At 46.3% G+C, this 21,064-nt stretch carries 19 protein-coding genes; 15 read left to right on the top strand and 4 right to left on the bottom strand.

The annotated features are described in order from the left end of the window. The first annotated feature begins 18 nt into the window (after nucleotides 1–18). Nucleotides 19–1,950: a DUF6382 domain-containing protein gene (locus A6049_RS09455; RefSeq protein WP_063564410.1), complete on the top strand. Its 1,932-nt coding sequence runs from the start codon at nucleotides 19–21 to the stop codon at nucleotides 1,948–1,950. Here the strand turns inward: A6049_RS09455 and A6049_RS09450 are convergent. Further along, the gene (locus A6049_RS09450; RefSeq protein ID WP_063564409.1) at nucleotides 1,924–2,835 is read right to left on the bottom strand and encodes a TIGR01777 family oxidoreductase; all 912 of its coding nucleotides are present in this window, start codon (nucleotides 2,833–2,835) and stop codon (nucleotides 1,924–1,926) included. The two genes, A6049_RS09455 and A6049_RS09450, sit on opposite strands and share 27 nt — an antisense overlap. 157 nt (nucleotides 2,836–2,992) lie before the next feature. Next, nucleotides 2,993–3,463: a DUF2621 domain-containing protein gene (locus A6049_RS09445; RefSeq protein WP_063564408.1), complete on the bottom strand. Its 471-nt coding sequence runs from the start codon at nucleotides 3,461–3,463 to the stop codon at nucleotides 2,993–2,995. 170 nt (nucleotides 3,464–3,633) lie between these two features. On the opposite strand from A6049_RS09445, the gene A6049_RS09440 reads away from it, so the two are divergent. Both A6049_RS09440 and purU read left to right on the top strand, forming a co-directional pair. Continuing rightward, entirely contained in the window at nucleotides 3,634–4,761 is a 1,128-nt protein-coding gene (locus A6049_RS09440) for a deoxyribonuclease IV (protein WP_063564407.1), read from the top strand. Nucleotides 4,762–4,783: 22 nt separating this feature from the next. Beyond that, nucleotides 4,784–5,677, top strand: coding sequence for a formyltetrahydrofolate deformylase (gene purU, locus A6049_RS09435; RefSeq protein WP_063564406.1), 894 nt, complete (start codon nucleotides 4,784–4,786; stop codon nucleotides 5,675–5,677). Nucleotides 5,678–5,756: 79 nt separating this feature from the next. Here the strand turns inward: purU and A6049_RS09430 are convergent, their stop codons facing one another. Then, the gene (locus tag A6049_RS09430; protein WP_063564405.1) at nucleotides 5,757–6,257 is read right to left on the bottom strand and encodes a hypothetical protein; all 501 of its coding nucleotides are present in this window, start codon (nucleotides 6,255–6,257) and stop codon (nucleotides 5,757–5,759) included. Nucleotides 6,258–6,690: 433 nt separating this feature from the next. Here A6049_RS09430 and tkt point away from each other — a divergent pair, with 433 nt between their 5' ends. The 5 genes from tkt (at nucleotide 6,691) to A6049_RS09405 (ending at nucleotide 12,139) form a co-directional block, all read left to right on the top strand. Continuing rightward, the gene (gene tkt, locus A6049_RS09425; RefSeq protein WP_063564404.1) at nucleotides 6,691–8,733 is read left to right on the top strand and encodes a transketolase; all 2,043 of its coding nucleotides are present in this window, start codon (nucleotides 6,691–6,693) and stop codon (nucleotides 8,731–8,733) included. 141 nt (nucleotides 8,734–8,874) lie between these two features. Continuing rightward, entirely contained in the window at nucleotides 8,875–9,192 is a 318-nt protein-coding gene (ppnP, locus tag A6049_RS09420; RefSeq protein ID WP_063564403.1) for a pyrimidine/purine nucleoside phosphorylase, read from the top strand. Nucleotides 9,193–9,378: 186 nt separating this feature from the next. After that, nucleotides 9,379–10,734, top strand: coding sequence for a glucose-6-phosphate isomerase (locus A6049_RS09415; RefSeq protein WP_063564402.1), 1,356 nt, complete (start codon nucleotides 9,379–9,381; stop codon nucleotides 10,732–10,734). A gap of 164 nt (nucleotides 10,735–10,898) precedes the next feature. Beyond that, the gene (locus A6049_RS09410) at nucleotides 10,899–11,531 is read left to right on the top strand and encodes a YigZ family protein (protein ID WP_063564401.1); all 633 of its coding nucleotides are present in this window, start codon (nucleotides 10,899–10,901) and stop codon (nucleotides 11,529–11,531) included. Nucleotides 11,532–11,536: 5 nt separating this feature from the next. Next, nucleotides 11,537–12,139, top strand: coding sequence for a TetR/AcrR family transcriptional regulator (locus A6049_RS09405; RefSeq protein ID WP_063564400.1), 603 nt, complete (start codon nucleotides 11,537–11,539; stop codon nucleotides 12,137–12,139). 192 nt (nucleotides 12,140–12,331) lie between these two features. Here the strand turns inward: A6049_RS09405 and A6049_RS09400 are convergent, their stop codons facing one another. After that, nucleotides 12,332–12,733 (bottom strand): secondary thiamine-phosphate synthase enzyme YjbQ, encoded by a 402-nt coding sequence (locus A6049_RS09400; protein ID WP_063564399.1) that lies wholly within the window; start codon nucleotides 12,731–12,733, stop codon nucleotides 12,332–12,334. 364 nt (nucleotides 12,734–13,097) lie between these two features. Between A6049_RS09400 and cysT the strand changes: the two genes are divergently transcribed. The 7 genes from cysT (at nucleotide 13,098) to A6049_RS09365 (ending at nucleotide 20,983) form a co-directional block, all read left to right on the top strand. Continuing rightward, nucleotides 13,098–13,913 (top strand): sulfate ABC transporter permease subunit CysT, encoded by an 816-nt coding sequence (gene cysT, locus A6049_RS09395; RefSeq protein ID WP_063564398.1) that lies wholly within the window; start codon nucleotides 13,098–13,100, stop codon nucleotides 13,911–13,913. Next, the gene (locus A6049_RS09390; RefSeq protein WP_063564397.1) at nucleotides 13,910–14,707 is read left to right on the top strand and encodes a sulfate ABC transporter permease subunit; all 798 of its coding nucleotides are present in this window, start codon (nucleotides 13,910–13,912) and stop codon (nucleotides 14,705–14,707) included. Before cysT ends, A6049_RS09390 begins: the two co-directional genes overlap by 4 nt. A 1-nt stretch (nucleotide 14,708) precedes the next feature. Beyond that, nucleotides 14,709–15,773: a sulfate/molybdate ABC transporter ATP-binding protein gene (locus tag A6049_RS09385; protein WP_063564396.1), complete on the top strand. Its 1,065-nt coding sequence runs from the start codon at nucleotides 14,709–14,711 to the stop codon at nucleotides 15,771–15,773. A 56-nt stretch (nucleotides 15,774–15,829) separates the two neighbouring features. After that, complete coding sequence (locus A6049_RS09380; RefSeq protein WP_063564395.1) at nucleotides 15,830–16,894, top strand: sulfate ABC transporter substrate-binding protein; 1,065 nt, start codon at nucleotides 15,830–15,832, stop codon at nucleotides 16,892–16,894. Between the two features lie 223 nt (nucleotides 16,895–17,117). Continuing rightward, the gene (locus A6049_RS09375; RefSeq protein WP_063564394.1) at nucleotides 17,118–18,725 is read left to right on the top strand and encodes an ABC transporter substrate-binding protein; all 1,608 of its coding nucleotides are present in this window, start codon (nucleotides 17,118–17,120) and stop codon (nucleotides 18,723–18,725) included. A gap of 454 nt (nucleotides 18,726–19,179) precedes the next feature. After that, nucleotides 19,180–20,130 carry an ABC transporter permease gene (locus A6049_RS09370; protein WP_063564393.1) on the top strand — a complete coding sequence of 317 codons (951 nt, stop codon included), beginning with the start codon at nucleotides 19,180–19,182 and terminating at the stop codon, nucleotides 20,128–20,130. Nucleotides 20,131–20,137: 7 nt separating this feature from the next. Continuing rightward, the gene (locus tag A6049_RS09365) at nucleotides 20,138–20,983 is read left to right on the top strand and encodes an ABC transporter permease (RefSeq protein WP_053781729.1); all 846 of its coding nucleotides are present in this window, start codon (nucleotides 20,138–20,140) and stop codon (nucleotides 20,981–20,983) included. Nucleotides 20,984–21,064: the final 81 nt, after the last annotated feature.

Here is a 21,064-nt window from a genome sequence, read left to right as displayed (position 1 = left end):
TGGAAAGAGAGGATTGGCATGTATGGATTAACGAGAGATTTCATTCGAAACGGCGGATCGTTTATGGTTTTGGAGAAAGCGGAAGGGCTGCGAATGGACGAACTGAGCCGTGTGCAGACGGGCATGTTGTCTTCCAATCAAATTCCCCGACTTCTTCCCGTTCATATTCGAGAGGTAGACCGAAATGTAACGTTACAATACGATATTTCAGGATATAAGATGTTACCTCAAATGTTGAAGTCAGGAAAAATCAAGCTGCGTGTGTTATATGGTCTATTGTTTCAGCTGGCAGATACGTTTACAGAGTGTAGACAATATATGTTGGATTCGCGTAAATTACAGATTCAGGAAGAATACATATTTATCAATGGTTCACTTGAACTGGGAGAGCTTGGCTTAGTATATATTCCAATTGTCGATGCAGTTGAGGTCGATCCGACGCCTCAGCAATTCCGCGAACTGGTTATTAGGTTAATGGCCCATGTTCAGGAACTTCAGGGCGAAGGGATTCAGCGTGTCCTCCAGCTATGTGAGATTGAACAATGGGATATTAGACAACTGCGTGAACTTTTGCTTGAATTATATGCTGATGAGCAGAGTGGTTCAGGCCAGGCAACGTTTATGTCTTCACGTGGGTCATCCGGCTCAACTGACAGTAAATTAGGAATGCCACTTTCTGCAGTTCCGGAGCAGGGAAATGATCTGTTTTCCAATAGAAGTGGGCAAGATCAGTATCGTCAGTTGGATCGAAATGGCGAAGCTGGGCAGCAGTTAAAATCAAATCATCAACCGAGGATATCTACTGCGGAGGATGACAAACCACTTAACAAACCCTTTTCAGGATTTTCGGGCAGACGTTCACCGATAGAGTCCTCATTGCAAGCGAAAGGTGTTACGAATCCGCCACAGCGCCAAACGTTTGATTCAATACAGGACGATGATATGGAAAAGGACGAGAAGGACAAGAAGCAGGATTCTTCCAAAACGACCTATATCATTCTGGGCTGTATGATTGCCATCGCGCTGGTATGGAGATTCATCTATATGGAACAACCAGGGCAGACACAAAAGATTCTATCTGCAGCATTAAGTGCTGGCTTGCTTGGGATCGCGGGTTGGGCATGGGTGACCAAAGGGAAATTCGGAAATTCAAAATCCAATTTGCTACGCAAAAAGATGCCGAATGAAGAATATGCAGATGGCGAATTACAAGAGGGCTCTACCAATAAGAAATCTGCTTTTTTTGGATTGGGAAGAGGCAAAGGTAAGCAGAAAGAAAGCCAAGAAGAGATGTTTCAGGAGAGCTGGCGTTGGAATGCAACTGAAATGTCACCAGAAGGTAACACCTATGGACAAGGTTACACGAGTCAACAGAGCTCTGGTGATATACAAAATGCTCAATCAGAACGGGGGCAATCTATTGAATCCAGGTCATCTGTAGCAGGAAATTCTCGCTTTCAAAATCTACATATACCATCAGAAGCTTCTGATGAACCTTTTGTTCAGCATACTGTCGAATCCGTGGCTGCAACATCGGAGCTCATTCGTCATCATGCGGCGGCTGATGCTACAGTAAATTTGCAGAGTGTTGCTGGCGGAAGCATTACGGGAGCAGGTCTAGTAGTACCTTCCTTTTATCTTGAACGCAGATCAGCAACAGGGGACAAAAATGAACGGATGGATGTCCGAGGAGCATCGTTTGTTATTGGCCGATCGGCGGACATGGTCCAGTGGGTAGATTCAGCAACCGGTGTGTCCCGTGCTCATGTGGAATTGAGCCGGAACAAATCGGGCTATGTCATTAAGGACTTGGGTTCTGTGAATGGAACCATTCTCAAGGGCGATGTTCTTGCTCCGTACAAAGAATATCCACTGGAAGATGGGGATACCTTTACGTTAGCTGAGTCTGTTTACACGTATCGATCAGTCGGATTGACCCCGGTGTTTTAGATCTTCCAGTGCATCGGTTAATGTAGGAAAGGTGAACTGGAATCCGTGATCCAACGCTTTTTGCGGGATAACCCGCTGTCCTTGAAGCAGCACGACAGAGAGTTCTCCGACCAGTGTTTTGATCAGAATTCCGGGTACGGGGAACCAGTGCGGACGATGATACACTTTGCCTACCGTGCGTCCGAATTCATCGTTGGTTACCGGGTTGGGCGAAGAGGCGTTCACCGGACCGGAGATTTCTTTATTTTGGATCGTGAAATCAATCAAACGCACAATATCCATAATATGAATCCAACTGGTCCACTGTTTGCCACTTCCCACCCTGCCCCCAACACCAAGCATATAAGGCAGTTTCATTAATGGAAAAGCACCTTTTTTATGACCAAGCACGAGGCTAACGCGGATTTTCACGAGTCTCACATGTTTGATGGCATCAGCAGCAACTTCCCATTGTTGAGAAACGCGGGATGGGAAATTCACCGATTTTTGAGGACTGTTCTCATCAAATGTTTCTGTAGGAGAGGTGCCATAGATTGCCATGGCAGATGCCTGTACGACCACCTCCGGTTTGTGTTCCAGTGAATCTATCAATTTGGCTACGCGTGCTACAGTAGTCACTCTGGATTCAACAATCTCCAGTTTCGCTTTTGTTGTCCAACGTTGATTCAACGTTTCTCCAGCCAGATTCACCAAGGCATCCATTCCCTCCAGCAAATGAGGCTGTTCCTCTACCTGTTCCCATGAGACATAAGTAAGGTTTTGGCTGGGATTATGTAAATTCGGCAGTTTGCGTGTAATAACTTTCACATGATGGCCTGTCTGAAGCCAGTAATCAACGAGTGCTCCTCCGACAAAACCGGTACCTCCGCAAATCGCAATCTTCATCTTGGCGACCTCCTTGTTATTTTGACTATGCTGACATGTAATATTGGATCGACAAACAGCCCCGGGCGGTAAGCACTGCCTTGCTGGGAATGACTTACCTGACGGAGCATGTTTGCAAATATGTAAGCCTAATACATGTTCGGCTGTATTCCATTTTCTATTTATTCATCAAATGTTTATAAGGCGAATAGTCAATTTGGTTCTTCTCCAAAAATTTCACCAGAAACTTATTATCCCGCTTCGGTGTGGCTATAATGTATCCTTTAATACAATGATCTCTGGATACTTCAGGTGCATTATTTTCGTACGCAATTTTGCCGATTTCTGCTGCAATGGAATGTTTGGCGATATCTCGAAATGGGCCAGGAACAGGCTCTACAAGCTGGTCGAGAAAAGCTTTTGCTTCATCTGTCCATAAATGACGGCTGGTTTCAACCCAGTGGTTCTGCCAATCGAGTTTCGACTTCCCGTCTGCCTTCGGAAGCACTTTCAAAAACTTGCGCATCATAAAAAATCCGCCAACACACATACTTCCAAGCAAAAGAACGGTCCAGAATGCGATCGTGTTCATAAACCAATTGCTGGGGGAACTACTAGTCAACGTCCAAGCGTAGGAGCCGAAAATCATTGCGGAGTCACCTCGGTTTATTGATTTTCACGGAAAGACGGATTCCGCCCACCCATGTTCCAAATTACAGCTGTAAAAAATAGCCTATATCCCGAATTATAGCGCATTTCTAGATTTATTTCGATAATCGCGTTAGAATAAGGGATAATTCAGAAAAAGGGGGATTAATGATGCTTAAAATCGGCTCCCATGTGTCCTTTTCGGACAAGGGATTATTGAGTGCAACGAAGGAAGCGTCCTCGTACGGTTCCAGTTCGTTTATGATATATACAGGTGCACCGCAAAATACCCGCCGCAAGCCTATTGAGTCCATGTTTATTGAGGAAGGCAAGCTTGCGATGCAAGAGGGCGGAATGGAAGATATCGTTGTCCATGCGCCATACATTATTAACCTCGGATCCTACAAAGAAAACACGTATGAGCTAGCCGTAAGTTTCCTTCAGGAAGAGATTCGTCGCACACATGCGATTGGTGTCAAAAATATCGTGCTGCATCCCGGCGCATTTACGGACAAGGATGCTCATTACGGCATCGGACGTATTGCTGAAGGCTTGAATGAAGTGCTAGACGGAGTGAAAGAGACGGATGTGAACATCGCTCTGGAAACGATGGCTGGCAAAGGAACTGAAATGGGCCGCAGCTTTGAAGAGATCGCTCAGATCATGGAGAAGGTTACACACAATGAACGCCTTACTGTATGTATGGATACATGTCACATTCACGATGCGGGTTATGATATCGTGAACGACCTGGACGGTGTTCTTGAACAATTTGATCGTACGGTAGGGCTTGACCGCATTGCCGTAATGCATATTAATGATAGTAAGAACCCTGTGGGTGCGCACAAGGACCGTCATACACCGATTGGCTCTGGCTGGATTGGTTTTGAGGCGATTAACCGCATCGTGCATCACGAGGCTCTTCAGGGACGTCCGTTTATTTTGGAAACGCCTTGGATTGGTAAAGAAGCCAAAACTCAGCGTCCTATGTATGAAGTAGAAATTGCATTGCTTCGCGGGGATGTTGCTGGTCGATTTGGTCCCGAGTTCCTGACAGAAGTGGAACAATTGCATCATTTCTTCAAAGGAAAAGAGATTGAGTCCCGTTCATATGTTCTGGATATCTGGACATTGCTCAAAAATGATGCCAAAGCAAAGAAAGCCGACCCACGCGAGCCGTTGGAACGTCTGTATGACCTCGTGGCTGAAGCCGCATTGTTCCCGCATTTGAATGAAGAACAACTGAATCATCGTTTGATCGCCTGGCTTGCAGGAAAAGAAATTTTTGTCACGGCCTAGTTGAAGGAGGAAGAATAACCCGATGGAGATTCACGCTAAACAAGTACGTCCTGATGTTAAAAACCGCGCCGATCGGGCGCGGATGCTCATTTCCTGTCCGGATGGACCGGGAATTGTTGCCGCAGTATCCCATTTCTTGCACCAGCATGGTGCAAACATTGTACAGTCGGACCAATACACAATGGACCCGGCTGGCGGCATGTTTTTTATGCGGATCGAGTTCGATCTTCCACAATTATCGTTGAACCTGCCTAAGCTGGAAGCTGATTTCGAAGAAGTGGCAAACCGTTTCAAAATGGATTGGAGTCTTTCTGCGGTTAGCCGCAAGAAGAAACTTGCCATCTTTGTATCCAAGGAGGATCACTGTCTGGTTGAGCTGTTGTGGCAATGGCAGGCTGGCGATCTGGATGCAGACATCGCGCTTGTTGTGAGCAATCATCTGGATATGAAGGACTATGTAGAATCATTTGGCATTCCTTATCACCATATTCCGGTTACAGCGGATACGAAGAAGGAAGCGGAACAACGCCAGTTGGACGTCATTGGTAATGATATCGACGTGATTATTCTTGCGCGCTACATGCAGATCATTTCTCCGATGTTCATTGAGCATTACCGCAATCGTATTATTAACATTCATCACTCGTTTCTGCCTGCCTTTGTTGGCGGTAAACCGTATGCCCAAGCGTACAATCGAGGTGTCAAAATTATCGGTGCGACGGCTCACTATGTTACGGAAGAGCTGGATGGCGGACCAATCATTGAGCAGGACGTTCAGCGTGTAAGCCATGGGGATGATGTAACTGAGTTAAAACGCATTGGACGTACCATTGAGCGTGTAGTTCTTGCTCGTGCTGTGAAATGGCATGTTGAAGATCGTGTACTGGTTCATGAAAATAAAACCGTTGTGTTTTAAGCTAATGCTTTAATACTGCGCAAGGTTGATTCGGAAAGATATAGTTCAGTTCTATTCCGAAAAAAGAGAAGGCGATTCCCTATTCATGTCTGAACGGGGGATCGCCTTTTTGGTCTTGCTTCTGGCTGTGCTTCCACAGATGACCGCATACCCCAACGACCACGCCAAATAACAGATGCCCTGCCAGCCAGTAAAGTATCGCTTTTATATCATATAGATCAGGCACACGACTCGACAGCTGGGAGAGTGGAATATACAGCAGGGAAGAGAGAGCGCCGATCAGGACGCCTTTGGATATCGGATGACCTGAACGCTGAATCCACCATATGTAGAAGTTGCCAATGATTATGGAAACGATAAGATGCAGCCCAAATTCAATGAACTCAGGTAGCGTGGGCGGAAGCCATGGAACAAAATCAATGTTCAGCAGCAAGGTATAGACTTTTTCACCAGTGTAAGTCTGAATAGCCTTTAAAAAGAACCCGAGCACCAGTCCGGATGTAAGACCTGTTAAAACCCCGGCTTTCCAGGGTAATATGTGTTTTAGCGATTTTGGTGACTTAGCCAAATGTTCCGGCATATGCGAATCCTCCTTTCCATATGAAGTACAGCCTGATGTGCACAAAAGTCCGATTTTTCCAATCATGATCAAGGACCATTATATGCAAAATCAACTTCGATATCTAAAAAGAGTATGGTTTTCCGCTTAAAGGTTATACTTCATCCGATGGATTTGCGATGCTGGCTGAGCTAGAAGATATGCTGAAATGCTCAGTATGACACTCTTTTTGCGCAACTGGAAACAAATCCCTCGTCATAATCAGCCGAATTTTCCCGATCTTCTAAAAGAAGGTTATGGAAAACCTTCACGCCAAGTGATACAATACAAAAGTGAATAAGTCAAAATGAAACACTCAAGCGGATTCACTTATTGTGAAATTCGGTTTGCTTGTATGATGAGAGGGATTCGCTTGCGCAACCCGACTTATCTAAAGACATGAGGAGGACAAACCATGACTGACAAGAACGAAGCGATTCAAAAGGAAGAGAACAACACCATCGACAACCTGTCGATCACTACCGTACGTACACTGGCGATTGATGCAATCGAGAAGGCAAATTCCGGACACCCGGGAATGCCTATGGGCTCCGCTCCAATGGGGTACCAACTTTTTGCAAAAACGATGACACATAACCCGGACCACCCAACTTGGGTTAACCGGGACCGTTTTGTTCTGTCCGCAGGACATGGCTCCATGTTGCTGTACAGCTTACTTCACCTGAGCGGGTATGACCTGCCTATGGAACAATTGAAACAGTTCCGTCAATGGGGAAGCAAAACTCCGGGTCACCCGGAATTCGGACATACTGCAGGCGTTGACGCAACAACTGGACCACTGGGCCAAGGTATTGCAATGGCTGTAGGTATGGCTATGGCTGAAGCTCAACTGAGCGCAACATATAATAAAGACAAATTCAACGTAATCGACCACCACACTTACGCAATCTGTGGTGACGGTGACTTGATGGAAGGCGTATCCCATGAATCAGCTTCCCTGGCTGGACGTTTGCACCTGGGCAAATTGATCATGTTGTTCGACTCCAATGACATCACTTTGGATGGTAAATTGAACCTGTCTTCTTCTGAAAGCATCGCGAAGCGTTTTGAAGCTTATGGCTGGCAAGTGCTGCGCGTTGAAGATGGTAACGATCTGCCTGCAATCCAAAAAGCAATTGAGGAAGGTCAAGCAGATACGCTTCGTCCTACACTGATTGAAGTTAAAACTGTAATTGGTTACGGTAGCCCGAACAAACAAGGTAAAGGCGGCCACGGCGGTACTCACGGATCTCCACTGGGTGCAGACGAAGCTAAATTGACTAAAGAGTTTTACAAATGGGTTTACCAGGAAGATTTCCACGTTCCAACTGAAGTTCGCGAACACTTTGCACAAGTGAAAGATCGTGGTATCTCTGCTAACAAAGCATGGGACGAGAAATTTGCTGAGTACAAAAAAGCATTCCCTGAGCTGGCAGCTCAATTCGAAACGGCAATCAATGGCGATCTTCCAGAAGGTTGGGATCGCGATCTGCCTAAATATGCAGCAACAGACAAAGCTGTATCCACTCGTGTAGCATCCGGTAATGCACTGAACGGTTTGGCTCATAACGTGCCACAACTGACAGGTGGTTCTGCTGACCTTGAAAGCTCCACAATGACTCACTTGAACAACCTGGAGAACTTCTCACCTGAAGATTATTCCGGTCGCAACATCTACTTCGGTATCCGTGAATTCGGTATGGCTGGAGCAATGAACGGTATGGCACTGCACAGTGGTGTGAAAGTATTCGGAGGTACATTCTTCGTATTTACAGACTACCTGCGTCCAGCTGTTCGTCTGGCTGCCCTGATGGGTCTGCCTGTAACGTACGTCCTGACTCACGACAGTATCGCTGTTGGTGAAGACGGTCCTACTCACGAACCAATCGAGCAATTGGCATCCCTGCGTATCATTCCTAACCTGACAGTTATTCGTCCGGCTGACGGTAATGAAACTTCTGCAGCATGGGCTTACGCGCTTGAGAACAAGAGCAATCCGGTTGCACTCGTACTCACTCGTCAAAACCTGCCGATTCTGGAAGGTACCGTTGAAGGTTCACGTGAGAATGTGAAACGTGGTGCGTATGTTGTCTCTGATGCAAAAGAAGGCAAAGCTGTTGCCCAAATCATCGCGACAGGTTCCGAAGTGCAACTGGCTGTCAAAGCTCAAGCAGCACTTGCTGAACAAGGCATCCAAGTTCGTGTAATCAGCATGCCGAGCTGGGATCTGTTCGAGAAACAGGACAAAGCATACAAAGAATCCGTCCTGCTTCCAGATGTTAAAGCGCGTCTGGCGATTGAAATGGCTCACCCAATGGGTTGGGAAAAATATGTCGGCGACCAAGGCGACATTCTCGGAATCAACACATTTGGTGCATCCGCGCCTGGCGACCGTGTTATCCAAGAGTATGGTTTCACTGTGGAAAACGTGGTTAGTCGCGTAAAAGCATTGCTGTAATAGCTTGAAAAATGCTGTAGGAAGGACAGTTTAATTTCTGTCCTGCCGAGCAGCAAGTGATTTCCGGCAGAGAATGGGCGGGCAACCGCCTTGATCTGTTTTGCCTTTTGTTTTGATTAACTTCAGGGGGAGCGGGTACGCATGTCACAGTTTGATCAAGTCAGTGTAGTGAAAGAGGCCAACATTTATTATGAGGGCCAGGTAACTAGTAGAACGGTTATTTTGGGGGATGGCAGCAAGGTGACTCTGGGTATTATGCTTCCAGGTAGTTATGAGTTCGGTACAGATTCCCGTGAGATTATGGAAATACTGTCCGGCGATATGAGAGTATTACTTCCCGGAGAAGAAGATTGGCAAGAGATTCAAGGTCAAGCTACGTTCCACGTGCCTGCCGAATCCAAATTTAAACTGGAGATACGCAGCGTTACCGACTACTGCTGTTCGTACCCGGCGGAATAATACAAGAAGGGTAACCAGAACCGCGACTCGCGGATTCGGTTAACCCTTTTTGCTTCTTAAACTCTAACGACAAAGTTCGTGCTACAAGCTTGTCAGCCCTGTGGATTTGAAGTATCCTTAGGCTAAGTTGTTTAGTATGGAAAACGGAAAAAAATACGCTACCGATATCAGGAGGTTTTATAGATCATGGCAAAAAAAGTGAAGTTTGACTACAGCACTGCCCTGCAATTTGTCAATCAACATGAAGTGGACTATTTCGCTGAACCGATTCGTTTGGCTCACGAGCAGCTCCACAACGGAACGGGAACTGGATCGGATTATCTGGGCTGGATCGACCTGCCTACCGCTTATGACAAAGAAGAGTTCTCCCGTATTCAAAAAGCGGCTGCTAAAATCCAAAGCGATTCTGAAGTACTGATCGTCATCGGTATTGGTGGATCATACCTTGGTGCACGTGCAGCGATTGAGATGCTTACGCACTCTTTCTACAACAATCTGCCTAAAGACAAACGCAAAACGCCTGAAATCTACTTTGCAGGAAACAACATCAGCTCCACGTATGTAACTCATTTGCTGGATCTGGTTGAAGGTAAAGATTTCTCCGTTAACGTTATCTCCAAATCCGGTACAACAACGGAGCCAGCGATTGCTTTCCGTATCTTCCGTGCAGCACTGGAGAAAAAATACGGTAAAGAAGAAGCTCGCAAACGTATCTATGCAACGACAGATAAAGAGCGCGGCGCACTGAAAAAACTGGCGAATGAAGAAGGCTATGAATCCTTCATTATCCCGGATGATGTAGGTGGACGTTACTCCGTTCTGACGGCTGTAGGTTTGTTGCCAATCGCAGCAGCTGGCATCAGCATTGAAGAAATGATGCAAGGTGCGGCTGACGCTTCCAAAGAATACAGCAACCCGAACGTAGCTGAGAACGAAGCATATCAATATGCAGCTGTTCGTAACGCACTGTATCGCAAAGGTAAAGGAACAGAAATCCTCGTGAACTACGAGCCATCCTTGCACTTTGTATCCGAATGGTGGAAACAGCTTTACGGAGAGAGTGAAGGTAAAGACTATAAAGGGATTTATCCTGCATCCGTTGATTTCTCGACTGACTTGCACTCCATGGGTCAATTCATTCAAGAGGGTAGCCGGAACATCTTCGAAACTGTGATTCAGGTTGCTGAAGTATCGGAGCATATTTCGATCCAAGCTGACCCGGATGATCTGGATGGTCTGAATTTCCTTGAAGGTAAAACAATGGACTTTGTTAACAAAAAAGCGTTCCAAGGAACACTGCTTGCACACACAGATGGTCAAGTACCAAACTTGATTGTGAACATTCCAGATATGTCTCCATATTCTTTCGGATATCTGGTATACTTCTTTGAAAAAGCATGCGGCATTAGTGGTTACCTGCTAGGAGTCAATCCATTTGACCAACCAGGCGTGGAAGCTTACAAGAAAAATATGTTCGCTTTGCTGGGCAAACCAGGCTTTGAAGAAGAGAAAGCAGCGCTGGAAGCGAGACTTTCTGAATAATTCATCGGTCTGCTCATATAGTTAAATAAGGTAATGTAATTACATTCGGGGAGTCATTGTGAAGCAATGGTTTCCCGGATGTTAAACCAAGGCAGTTCGTCCGCGTGCGCGCGGGGAACTGCTTTCTTGTAAAATGGATCAAATTGGTGGAAAGTTGGATAGGGATGATTGAACGTTATCGCACGGTTCGAGGACCGGGCAATCTGGAAATTGTAATCAAAAAGTCGCGATTTATCGGTCATATTATGCCGGTCACGACAGAAGAAGAAGCCAACGCTTTTATTGATGAAATCAAGAAAAAACATTGGAATGCTACTCATAACTGCTCCGCATACATAATTGGTGAGCGGGATGAGATCCAGAAGCAATCCGATGATGGTGAACCAAGCGGAACCGCTGGAAAACCGATTCTTGAAGTCATCAAAAATCAGCAATTGAAAAATGTGGCTATCGTTGTTACACGTTACTTTGGGGGAATTATGCTTGGAGCCGGTGGGTTAATTCGTGCTTATACGGATGGAGCAGTTGCAGCCATAGAAGCCGGGGAAGCGATTACCAAAGTACTCCATCGTGAAGTGTTTGTTGAACTGGATTATACATGGCTGGGCAAAGTGGAAAATGAATTAAGGAGCCGGGAAGTCCGTACAGGTGAAACTGGGTTCACCGATAAGGTTACGTTGACTTGTCTTCCGCCGGATAGTGAAACCGAGGCATTTGTGGCCTGGATCACAGATTTGACGCAAGGGCAATCCCGGATCACGGAGGGACAGCGGCTTTATTTTATTGAAGGGGAATAAAATATATGGCTAGAAGAGCAGTCGAACAGGAGTTGTCGAGGGAGCGGATACTGGAGGCGGCGAGGCATCTTTTTATTACCAAAGGATACCGTGCCATTTCGATGCGAAGCATCGGCCAGCATCTGGGCTATAGTCATGGGTCGCTGTATTATCATTTTAAGGAAAAGGCAGAGTTGTTTTATGCCATCGTGGTTGAAGATTTCAATCATCTGGGGCATTTGCTGCTGCAAGCCATGGTCAGGCCAGTCATGGGCGGCGTGAGCAAGGTGGAACATATCATGATGGAGTTTATTCGTTTTGGTTTGGAGAATCCGTATCAGTACGAGATTATGTTCATGATTCGGGATGAGGAATTGCTATCGTATTGTCGTACGGAGCAAGGAAGATGCTTTGAATTGTTCGCCTCCATTATTCGGCAATACATGAATGAAGAGGGCTGTACGGAAGAGGATATTCAATGTGTACCACGTACGCTGTTTTTGTCCATGCACGGATTCATATCGTATTATATTCAGGACCGTTTAACCTTTGCAGAGATTGAATCGGCTGCGTTATCTCATGTCAAAGTACTCTGCCGTAATCTCCAACACCAGCCTGGCGTCCAATAAGGCGCTTTTGTCGCACTCCACACTTCAGGGCGGTGAATTGTCATAACATTAATTCTTTATAACGTTGTCTCGCGAAAGTTTTTGCGCGAAGAAGATCATTACAGGCGGGTTACATCCCTAGAATAGGGTGGACCGCCTGTTTGTTTTTTATTTCCATTGATGGCGAATCATTAGAAATGAGGTGAAATGGAGCTAACCTTCCATGATTTTAAGGAAATATTCCCGCTGACGAGGACCATCAAATTCACAAAAATAGATGCCTTGCCATCTGCCAAGCAGTAATCTGCCCTCATGTATAATCACTGTTTGTGATGGTCCGGTTGTGATCGATTTCAAGTGAGAAGCCGTATTTCCTTCAGCATGCCGATATTCGGGATGTTTCCAAGGATACACTTCGTTCAGACGAAGCAGTACATCATGTTTGACATCAGGGTCTGCATTTTCATTAATTGAAATACCTGCTGTCGTATGTGGACAATAAATCAATACAGTCCCATTCTGCACACCGCTGTCACGGACAACCTGCTCTACCTCCCGCGTAATATCCTTCATCTCATCTCGTCGGGATGTCGATAAATTCTTCGTATATAACATATTACTTCACTCCTTTGCTCCAAATTGTTCCTCTAGATTGTACCTTAACCATTCCATACCAAACAAACCACTTAGATAAAGGGGGATCAAAGAAATCTGGGGATAACAGCGATAGGATGGTTGTTCTGGCCGTGTAGTAGGCAGTGTGATTTTTATAAAATCCATCTCATAGGTACCCCGATTTTATTCAATAAAAGCATTGACGATTAGCACTGCAAACTGGTAAAGTATCAGATAAGCAAAAACCAAGTAGACTAATGGGAATAATATTAAAGTAATATAATCCAACTTAGGAAAATGATTGTACGAAAGCAGGGAGACTGCCGACCGGACATAGAACCGGAGGCTGGGAGGGAATGCAGCAATGAATACCGTTCTTCGTCACAAGGGATGGACTTGGGGATTCCGCAGTACCGTATTGTTATATTTTATCGTACTCATTGTACTTCCAATCATCGGTGTGTACGTCAATTCCTTCTCTGAAGGATGGAGCAACTTTATCCAAAGCATTATGGATCCAATTGCTTGGAAAGCTGTGCTGTTAACGATCCGGCTGGCTGTTATAGCTACGGTGATTAACGTCATTTTGGGAACCATGATTGCCTGGGTGCTGACACGTTATCGCTTTTTTGGTAGGTCGTTCCTTAACAGTCTGGTAGATCTTCCTTTTGCTCTTCCAACAGCTGTTGGTGGCCTGATGATTATGCTTCTCCTGGGTCCGATCAGTGCCATAGGCAAACTAGCGGAATCTATGGGGTTTGAAATTGTGTTTCACCAGCCTGCGATTGTGATCGCGATGACATTTGTAACGTTTCCTTTTGTCATCCGTGCGGTGCAGCCTTTGCTCGAGGAGATCGATCCCTCGGAGGAAGAGGCATCCTACACGATGGGAGCATCGAAGGCGCGCACATTCAGGCAGGTCATTCTTCCTTCCATGGCTCCGGGCATGATTAGTGGGGGAATGCTCGCATTCTCCAGAGCACTGGCCGAATTCGGGGCTGTTGTGCTGGTGGCAGGCAATATTCCGGGAAGAACATTGACGGCTTCCGTATTTATTTACGGCGAGATCGAAAGTGACAATCCAACCGGAGCCGCGGCCGTGTCCGTACTGCTCTTAACACTCTCCTTCCTGATCCTCTGGCTCATTAATCTGGTGCAGATGCGGGGGAGAAGACGATGAGGCGACTATTAATCGGACTGACGTTTGTGGTGTTCATTGTACTGCTGATCATCCCGCTTGGACGTATTTTTATTGGTGCATTTGAAGACGGGGCAGGAGGATTCCTGGATGGGCTGTTGCGCCCTGAGGCGCTGCATGCCTTGATGATGACAGGACTTGTTGTACTTGTCGTCACACTGTTAAATACATTGTTTGGCGTTATGATGGCTATCTATCTGGTCCGCGCCGGATGGCTGAGTGACCGGGTGAAAGGGCTGCTGAACAGCATTGTGGATCTGCCCTATGCCGTATCGCCCGTCATTGGCGGATTGATGATTGTACTACTGCTGGGTCCCAACAGCATTATGGGCGCTTTTTTTGAAGGAATTGGATTTAATGTGGTGTATGCCTTCCCGGGTATGGTCATTGCAACGTTGTTTGTTACTTTTCCATTGATGGTTCGAGAGGTGATGCCTGTCTTGCAGGAGCTTGGATCTCAGCAGGAAGAGGCTGCGTCAACGCTTGGTGCATACGGCTGGAGAACGTTCTGGAGTGTTACCTGGCCTTCCATCCGCTGGGCGGTTGTGTACGGTCTTGTGCTGACGGTTGCCCGCTCGCTTGGGGAATTCGGTGCAGTGCTGGTTGTATCGGGTAACATTATGAACAAAACGCAGACGGCAACAACGCTTGTATATCAGGATGTAGAGAATTTTAACGTAGCTGCCGCAAATGGTGTGGCATTGGTACTGGTTACCTTTTCCGTCGGGCTGCTGCTTATGATGGAATGGGCCAAGAAGCGAAAGGAAGTGCATTGAGATGCATGTGGAAGTCCGTGATCTGAACAAACATTTCGGTGATTTTCATGCGGTAAAAGATGTCTCGTTCGATATTGCCAAAGGCCATCTAATCGGTTTGCTGGGACCCAGCGGAGGTGGGAAAACATCCATACTGCGTATGCTGGCAGGGCTGGAGAATCCGGGTTCCGGAGAGATTCGTTTTCACGGAAAAGTCGTAAACCATCTGCCTCCGCAGGAGCGGGGAATCGGATTTGTATTTCAGAACTATGCTTTGTTCAAACATATGACGGTATTTGAAAATATCGCCTTTGGGCTCAAGGTTAAAAAGACACCCAAAGCCCAGATCCGTGATCGGGTCATGGAGCTGGTGGAATTGACGGGGCTGAAAGGTTTCGAACAGCGTTATCCACATCAGTTGTCTGGTGGACAGCGTCAGCGCGTCGCTTTTGCCAGAGCATTAGCTCCGGAGCCACAGCTGCTGCTGCTGGATGAACCTTTTGCCGCTATTGATGCCAAGATCCGTCAGGAATTGCGTTCGTGGCTGAGAGAGCTGATTGAGCGGGTAGGCATCACTTCGATCTTTGTAACCCATGACCAGGATGAAGCGATTGAAGTTGCCGATGAAATCATGATTATCAGCCAAGGGCGCTTGGAGCAGAAGGGTACGCCATGGGATATTTACAAAAATCCAGAGACGCCATTTGTTGCTACATTTATCGGGGAATCTACCGTTGTGGAGGATGCTTCACAGCTCAAGGGCTTCGAACATGCGGTGGAAGGAGAGCGCACACGTGCATTGATCCGGCCTGAGTATATCGAGATCGGTTTGAAAAACGAGTTTAGCATGCTGTCCGCTACTGAAAAGGGTACAGTCAAACACCTTCATTTCCGTGGAAGTGAATGGATGGTGGAAGTGGAAGTTGAGGGCCATAAACTCATTACGTATCGATCCCTGGAGAAAACAACGCTGCAAGTCGGCCAACAGATTCGAGTGCTTGTGCATCGGGCATATCTGTTCAATGATACTCATAGCTGGGTTGTTGAGAACCGATTGAAGGAAGATCCAATGCCGGTCATCATCTAATCAGAACATCATTTAATTCAGGAATGATCCTTATTTTTGGAAAAGAGGGGCTGCCCATGCAGACGAGGAAGAAGAAATTCAACCCTTTATATGTTGTCCTCATACTTCTGCTCGTCTGCATGACCGTTGGATGTAGCAAGCAGGAAGATGTGAGCAGACAGAACGGAACCTCGACGGACGACCAATCCAAAACGCTGGTAATCGGTGCTTACAGTGTAGCCAAAGACGCCGTCGGAGAATTGCTGCCCAAATTTCAGGAAGAATGGAAGGCAAAGACTGGACAAACGGTTCACTTTCAGGAATCCTATGAAGCTTCTGGCACACAAGCCAGAGCCATTGTTGGTGGATTCGAAGCTGATGTTGCGCTACTCGCGATGGAAAGTGATATCGACAAGCTGGTCAAAGCCGATTTGGTCAGCTCCAATTGGAAGCAGGGTCCGAATAAAGGCATGATCACCCGTTCCATTGTAGTTCTGGGTACAAGAGCAGGCAACCCGCTGGGGATTCGTGATTTTGAAGATTTAACCAAGCCGGGTGTTAAAGTGCTTTATCCTAATCCCAAGACGTCAGGCGGAGCACAGTGGGACATTAATGCCATCTATGGTGCAGGGTTGAAGTTATCTGATAAGGAGCAAGGCAAGAAAGATCCTGCCGTGGCCAAAGCTTTTCTGGAAAAAGTACATGAGAATGTCGAGTCACTGGATAAGAGTGGTCGATCCTCCATGGCGGCTTTCGAATATGGCGTGGGTGACGTGATCGTCACGTATGAAAATGAATTGCTTGCCCGGATTGCCAAGGGTGTAAATTATGACATCGTGGTTCCCAAAAACACGATCCTGATTGAAAATCCGGCAGTTGTCGTGGACAAATATGCAGATAAGCATGGCAATCGTGAATTGGCGGAGGCTTTTGTAGCCTATCTACAAACACCGGAAGCACAGCGCATTTTTGCCAAGCATGGTTTCCGTTCGGTAGACCCTGAAGTGTTTGCAGAGACGAAGTCCTCGTTCCCAACGCCAGAAGGTCTGTTCGATATTAACTACCTCGGCGGATGGGACAAGGTACGCAGTACACTGTATTCTAAACGAGGTGTATGGTACCAGGTGTTAGCCGGGTTGTAAGCCCGTACGAGCATCGTCCTGTTATTGAATTTCAGAAGATGAATTGTCATCCAAACCTTCATTTCACGACACAACGTGAGCTGGAGGTTTTTTGCATTGCTAGACAATAATGTTATTTCATTTAAACCCGATAGGTTAAGTTGGAAAAAATCGTTGCAATTTGTCGAATCCTTGCCTATACTATCTAACAGAACGTTAAATTACAGCGAGGGGAAATATCATAATGAAATCGAAAAAAATGTGGCTGTCATTGATGCTGGTTCTGGTTGTGGCAATCATGAGTGCATGCGGAAGCAGCGGTGACGGAACAAGTTCTTCGTCTAATACCGCAGAAAATACAGCAACAACGGATGATGGGCAACCGAAAGACGGAGGAAGCATCATTATTGCCGTTCAGGACGATCCTAAAGTGATGAATCCGATCTACGCGGGTGACCGTGTAACGTTGACGATTGATCAATCCTTATATGCTCCACTGTTCAATGTGAATGATGGCAAAAAAACGTATGTGCTCGCAGAAAGCGACAGCTTCTCTGATGATCACCTGACGTATACATTGAAGCTGAAAGACGGTCTGAAATGGCATGACGGACAGCCTCTGACAGCGGATGATATTGTGTTTACAATGGATAGCATCCTTGATGAGAAACAGCACAGTTCTTCCCGTAGTCAGTATGTTTTTGATGGCAAACCGGTTAAAGTAACCAAGATCGATGACCTGACGGTGGAATTCAAATTGCCGGAAGTATCTGCTGCTTTTGAAGGAGCATTGGTTTCTTTCTCTCCAATCCCTAAACACATTTTCGAAGGCGAAGCCGATATTGAGAAAAGCGACAAAAACAACAACCCGATCGGTTCCGGTCCGTTCAAGTTCAAGGAATACCGTCCGGGCGAATACGTAACACTGGAACGTTTTGATGACTACTTTGCAGGCAAAGCTCATCTGGATAGCGTGACGTATCGTGTAGCGAAAGATCCAAATGCAGCGAACCTGGCTTTGCAAAACGGCGAGATTCAAATGCGTATGGTCGACACACAGGATTACAACAAATTGAACGACACAGGCAAATTCAACATGCTGACTTACCCGGAAGGCCGCTTGCAATACATGGTGTTCAACCTGAACGTGCCTTCGATGCAAAAGAAAGAAGTTCGTCAAGCCATCGCTTATGCTTTGGATAAAAATGAACTGATCACCGCTTCGTATTCCTCAGCTGATTTCGCTGAACCGGCTCCGTCCATTCTCACACCGGACACGCTGTACCAAACGGATGATGTGGAGAAATACGACTACAACGTAGAAAAAGCAAAACAATTGCTGGCTGATGCAGGCGTTAGCAACTTGAAATTGCGTCTTGCTTACACAAATACGAACAAACCACAAACAAGCCAAGCGCTGTACATTCAGCAAAAGCTGAAAGACGTGGGCATTGAAGTGGAATTGCTGCCGATGGATGGAACGGCTTATGGTAACCGTACATTGGACATGAACAATACAGACTTTGAATTGTCCTTTGGTGGATACATCATGGGTTATGAGCCAGATGCTTATAAATCTCTCTTCTTGAGTGATGCGGCATACAACTACTCCCATTACAAAAATGCCGATTTCGACAAGCTGTGGAATGAAGCAGCCGTTCAAATTGACGAAACTAAACGTGGTGATTTGTACAAACAAATCCAACAAACTGTAGCAAACGAAATGACTGTATACCCAATTGCCTACACGAAAGCTGTAGTGGCTGTGGATAACACATACGGCGGCGTTGAAGATGCAAATCCAAAACCAGTCGTTATGCTTGAAGATCTGTCCAAAATTTATAAAAAATAATCATATAGAATGAACGTATTGTTTGAACCTTTGAGATTCACAAAGAACGTAGAGAGCAGAAAAAATCTGGAGAAACGCCTTTATCACTGAATTTCTTCGTACTATATATGTTCAACTAAACATTTACACAATAACGGAGAGGACAGAAATAACCTGAAGAAGCAAAGCGTTCGCCTTTATCCCCAGATTTCCCCTTTTTATAAAGGAATCAAAGAAATCTGGGGGTAACAGCGATCGGAAGGTTGTTCTGTCATCGGAGTGTCAGTGTAAATATTCATTAGTTGAAACTTATATAGAATACGAAATCAAGAAATCTGGTGATAACAGTGATCGGAAGATTGTTCTGCCATCGGAGTGGCCGATGTGAATCCTTTGTTCAATCCACTTGCGTTCATTCTATATAACAAGCCAATAACGCCGGCCGCGAGGCCGGCGTTGATTCGGAGGTGCCCATGTGAACAACTATATTGTCCGAAGGATCGCACAAGCGATCCCTCTTCTTTTTGTAATCTCCATCGTATCGTTCACCTTGATCAAGCTGGCGCCGGGCGATCCGGTGCTTTCCTTTGTTACCCCGAATATGGGGGCAGAAGATGTGGAGCGTATTCGGCAAAACCTCGGTCTTGATCAACCGATGTACGTGCAATATGTCGTATGGCTCAAAAATGTACTGTCTGGTGACCTTGGTTATTCACTGGTGAACCATCGCCCGGTTGCCGAAATGATTGTTGAACGTTTGCCTGCTACGTTTGGTTTAATGGGGGCATCGCTATTATTGTCTTTGCTGATCTCCATTCCGCTGAGCATGATTGCGGGTTCGCGTCAGAACGGTCTGTTTGACCGTGGACTCAGCCTGATCTCATACATCGGGATATCGATTCCTAGCTTCTGGTTCGGTATGATGCTGATCTATTTCTTTGCAGTAGAGCTGCACTGGTTGCCAAGTATGGGTATGCGAACGGTTGGTATGGACTCCGCTTGGGATATTATCAAACACGGCATTTTGCCATGTACCGTTTTGACCTTCATGAACGTATCCGTGTACATGCGGTACATTCGATCGAATACAATCAGTCAACTGGAAGAGGACTATGTTCAAATCCAATATGCCTACGGGGCAACCAAAGGAACGGTACTGCTTCGTCATGTACTCAAAAATGTACTGCTGCCTGTAATCACGATTCTCGGTATGTCTTTGCCGGAGCTGATTGCGGGAGCGTTTATTACGGAGTCCGTTTTCTCGTGGCCGGGGATGGGATCTCTCGGGATTTCGGCCGTTCACGGTTTGGATTATCCAATTATTATGGGCATTACGATGATGTCCTCTGTGCTGCTGGTCGTCGGAAACCTGGTAGCTGATATCTTATATGGCGTGGTAGATCCACGAATCAAGACAACGGGGTGAGACAAAAATGAATTCAATGCGCTGGCGTAATCTACGGACGCAGTTCCGACAGCAGAAACTGGGCCTTGCGGCTGTCATCATATTGGGCATCTTTGTACTCGCATCCCTGTTTGCGTTTCTGTCTCCACATGATCCAAATGAAATTGTAGTGATGGAGCGGCTTCAACAGCCGAGTGCAGATCACTGGTTTGGTACGGACGATTACGGACGGGATTATTTGGCTCGGGCGTTATACGGAGGACGAGTGTCTCTCGCCGTAGGTTTCCTTTCGATGGCAATTGCCGTTATTATGGGAACACTGGTAGGGACGGTTAGTGGTTATTTTGGCGGCTGGGTGGATAATACGTTGATGCGTATTGTTGACGTGCTCATGTCGATTCCATCCTTCTTCCTGATGCTGATCCTGAACGCATATCTGAAGCCGGGGATCGGTACGATTATTGTCATTATCGGGGTGCTGAGCTGGATGAATATTGCCCGGATTGTCAGGGCTGAGGCGATGTCGGTCAAGCAGCGGGAATACGTACTGTATGCGCGTGTATCGGGTCAAAAGCCTGGCCGGATCATTATGAAGCACATTATTCCCAACATTATTCCAACCATTATTGTCGCAGCAACCATCAACATCGCGAGTGCGATTCTGATGGAATCGTCACTAAGCTTCCTCGGACTGGGTGTTAAACAACCGAACTCTTCTTGGGGCAGCATGTTGAATGATGCACAGGGCTTTATTAGTGAAGCGCCGTATATGGCAATTTTCCCGGGATTGTTTATTTTGCTGACGGTGCTGTCGTTTAACTTCCTGGGGGATGTGTTCCGCGTAGCCTTCGAGCCCAAAGCGAACAAGCGATAGATGATTTTCGACTAAATATAGGTTCGACTAAACATTTTACACGAGAACGGAGAAGACAGAAATAACCTGAAGAAGCGAAGA

Source organism: Paenibacillus sp. O199 (genome assembly GCF_001636635.1).
Classification (GTDB): domain Bacteria; phylum Bacillota; class Bacilli; order Paenibacillales; family Paenibacillaceae; genus Paenibacillus; species Paenibacillus marchantiae.
Note: the sequence above shows the minus strand (reverse complement) of the source record. Positions and strands in the feature narration are given on the sequence as shown.

Excerpts from the sequence above, each read along its gene's own strand:
- A6049_RS09455 (WP_063564410.1), top strand. The coding sequence starts at position 19 with ATGTATGGATTAACGAGAGATTTCATTCGAAACGGCGGATCGTTTATG.
- A6049_RS09450 (WP_063564409.1), bottom strand. The coding sequence starts at position 2,835 with ATGAAGATTGCGATTTGCGGAGGTACCGGTTTTGTCGGAGGAGCACTC.
- A6049_RS09445 (WP_063564408.1), bottom strand. The coding sequence starts at position 3,463 with ATGATTTTCGGCTCCTACGCTTGGACGTTGACTAGTAGTTCCCCCAGC.
- A6049_RS09440 (WP_063564407.1), top strand. The coding sequence starts at position 3,634 with ATGCTTAAAATCGGCTCCCATGTGTCCTTTTCGGACAAGGGATTATTG.
- purU (WP_063564406.1), top strand. The coding sequence starts at position 4,784 with ATGGAGATTCACGCTAAACAAGTACGTCCTGATGTTAAAAACCGCGCC.
- A6049_RS09430 (WP_063564405.1), bottom strand. The coding sequence starts at position 6,257 with ATGCCGGAACATTTGGCTAAGTCACCAAAATCGCTAAAACACATATTA.
- tkt (WP_063564404.1), top strand. The coding sequence starts at position 6,691 with ATGACTGACAAGAACGAAGCGATTCAAAAGGAAGAGAACAACACCATC.
- ppnP (WP_063564403.1), top strand. The coding sequence starts at position 8,875 with ATGTCACAGTTTGATCAAGTCAGTGTAGTGAAAGAGGCCAACATTTAT.
- A6049_RS09415 (WP_063564402.1), top strand. The coding sequence starts at position 9,379 with ATGGCAAAAAAAGTGAAGTTTGACTACAGCACTGCCCTGCAATTTGTC.
- A6049_RS09410 (WP_063564401.1), top strand. The coding sequence starts at position 10,899 with ATGATTGAACGTTATCGCACGGTTCGAGGACCGGGCAATCTGGAAATT.
- A6049_RS09405 (WP_063564400.1), top strand. The coding sequence starts at position 11,537 with ATGGCTAGAAGAGCAGTCGAACAGGAGTTGTCGAGGGAGCGGATACTG.
- A6049_RS09400 (WP_063564399.1), bottom strand. The coding sequence starts at position 12,733 with ATGTTATATACGAAGAATTTATCGACATCCCGACGAGATGAGATGAAG.
- cysT (WP_063564398.1), top strand. The coding sequence starts at position 13,098 with ATGAATACCGTTCTTCGTCACAAGGGATGGACTTGGGGATTCCGCAGT.
- A6049_RS09390 (WP_063564397.1), top strand. The coding sequence starts at position 13,910 with ATGAGGCGACTATTAATCGGACTGACGTTTGTGGTGTTCATTGTACTG.
- A6049_RS09385 (WP_063564396.1), top strand. The coding sequence starts at position 14,709 with ATGCATGTGGAAGTCCGTGATCTGAACAAACATTTCGGTGATTTTCAT.
- A6049_RS09380 (WP_063564395.1), top strand. The coding sequence starts at position 15,830 with ATGCAGACGAGGAAGAAGAAATTCAACCCTTTATATGTTGTCCTCATA.
- A6049_RS09375 (WP_063564394.1), top strand. The coding sequence starts at position 17,118 with ATGAAATCGAAAAAAATGTGGCTGTCATTGATGCTGGTTCTGGTTGTG.
- A6049_RS09365 (WP_053781729.1), top strand. The coding sequence starts at position 20,138 with ATGAATTCAATGCGCTGGCGTAATCTACGGACGCAGTTCCGACAGCAG.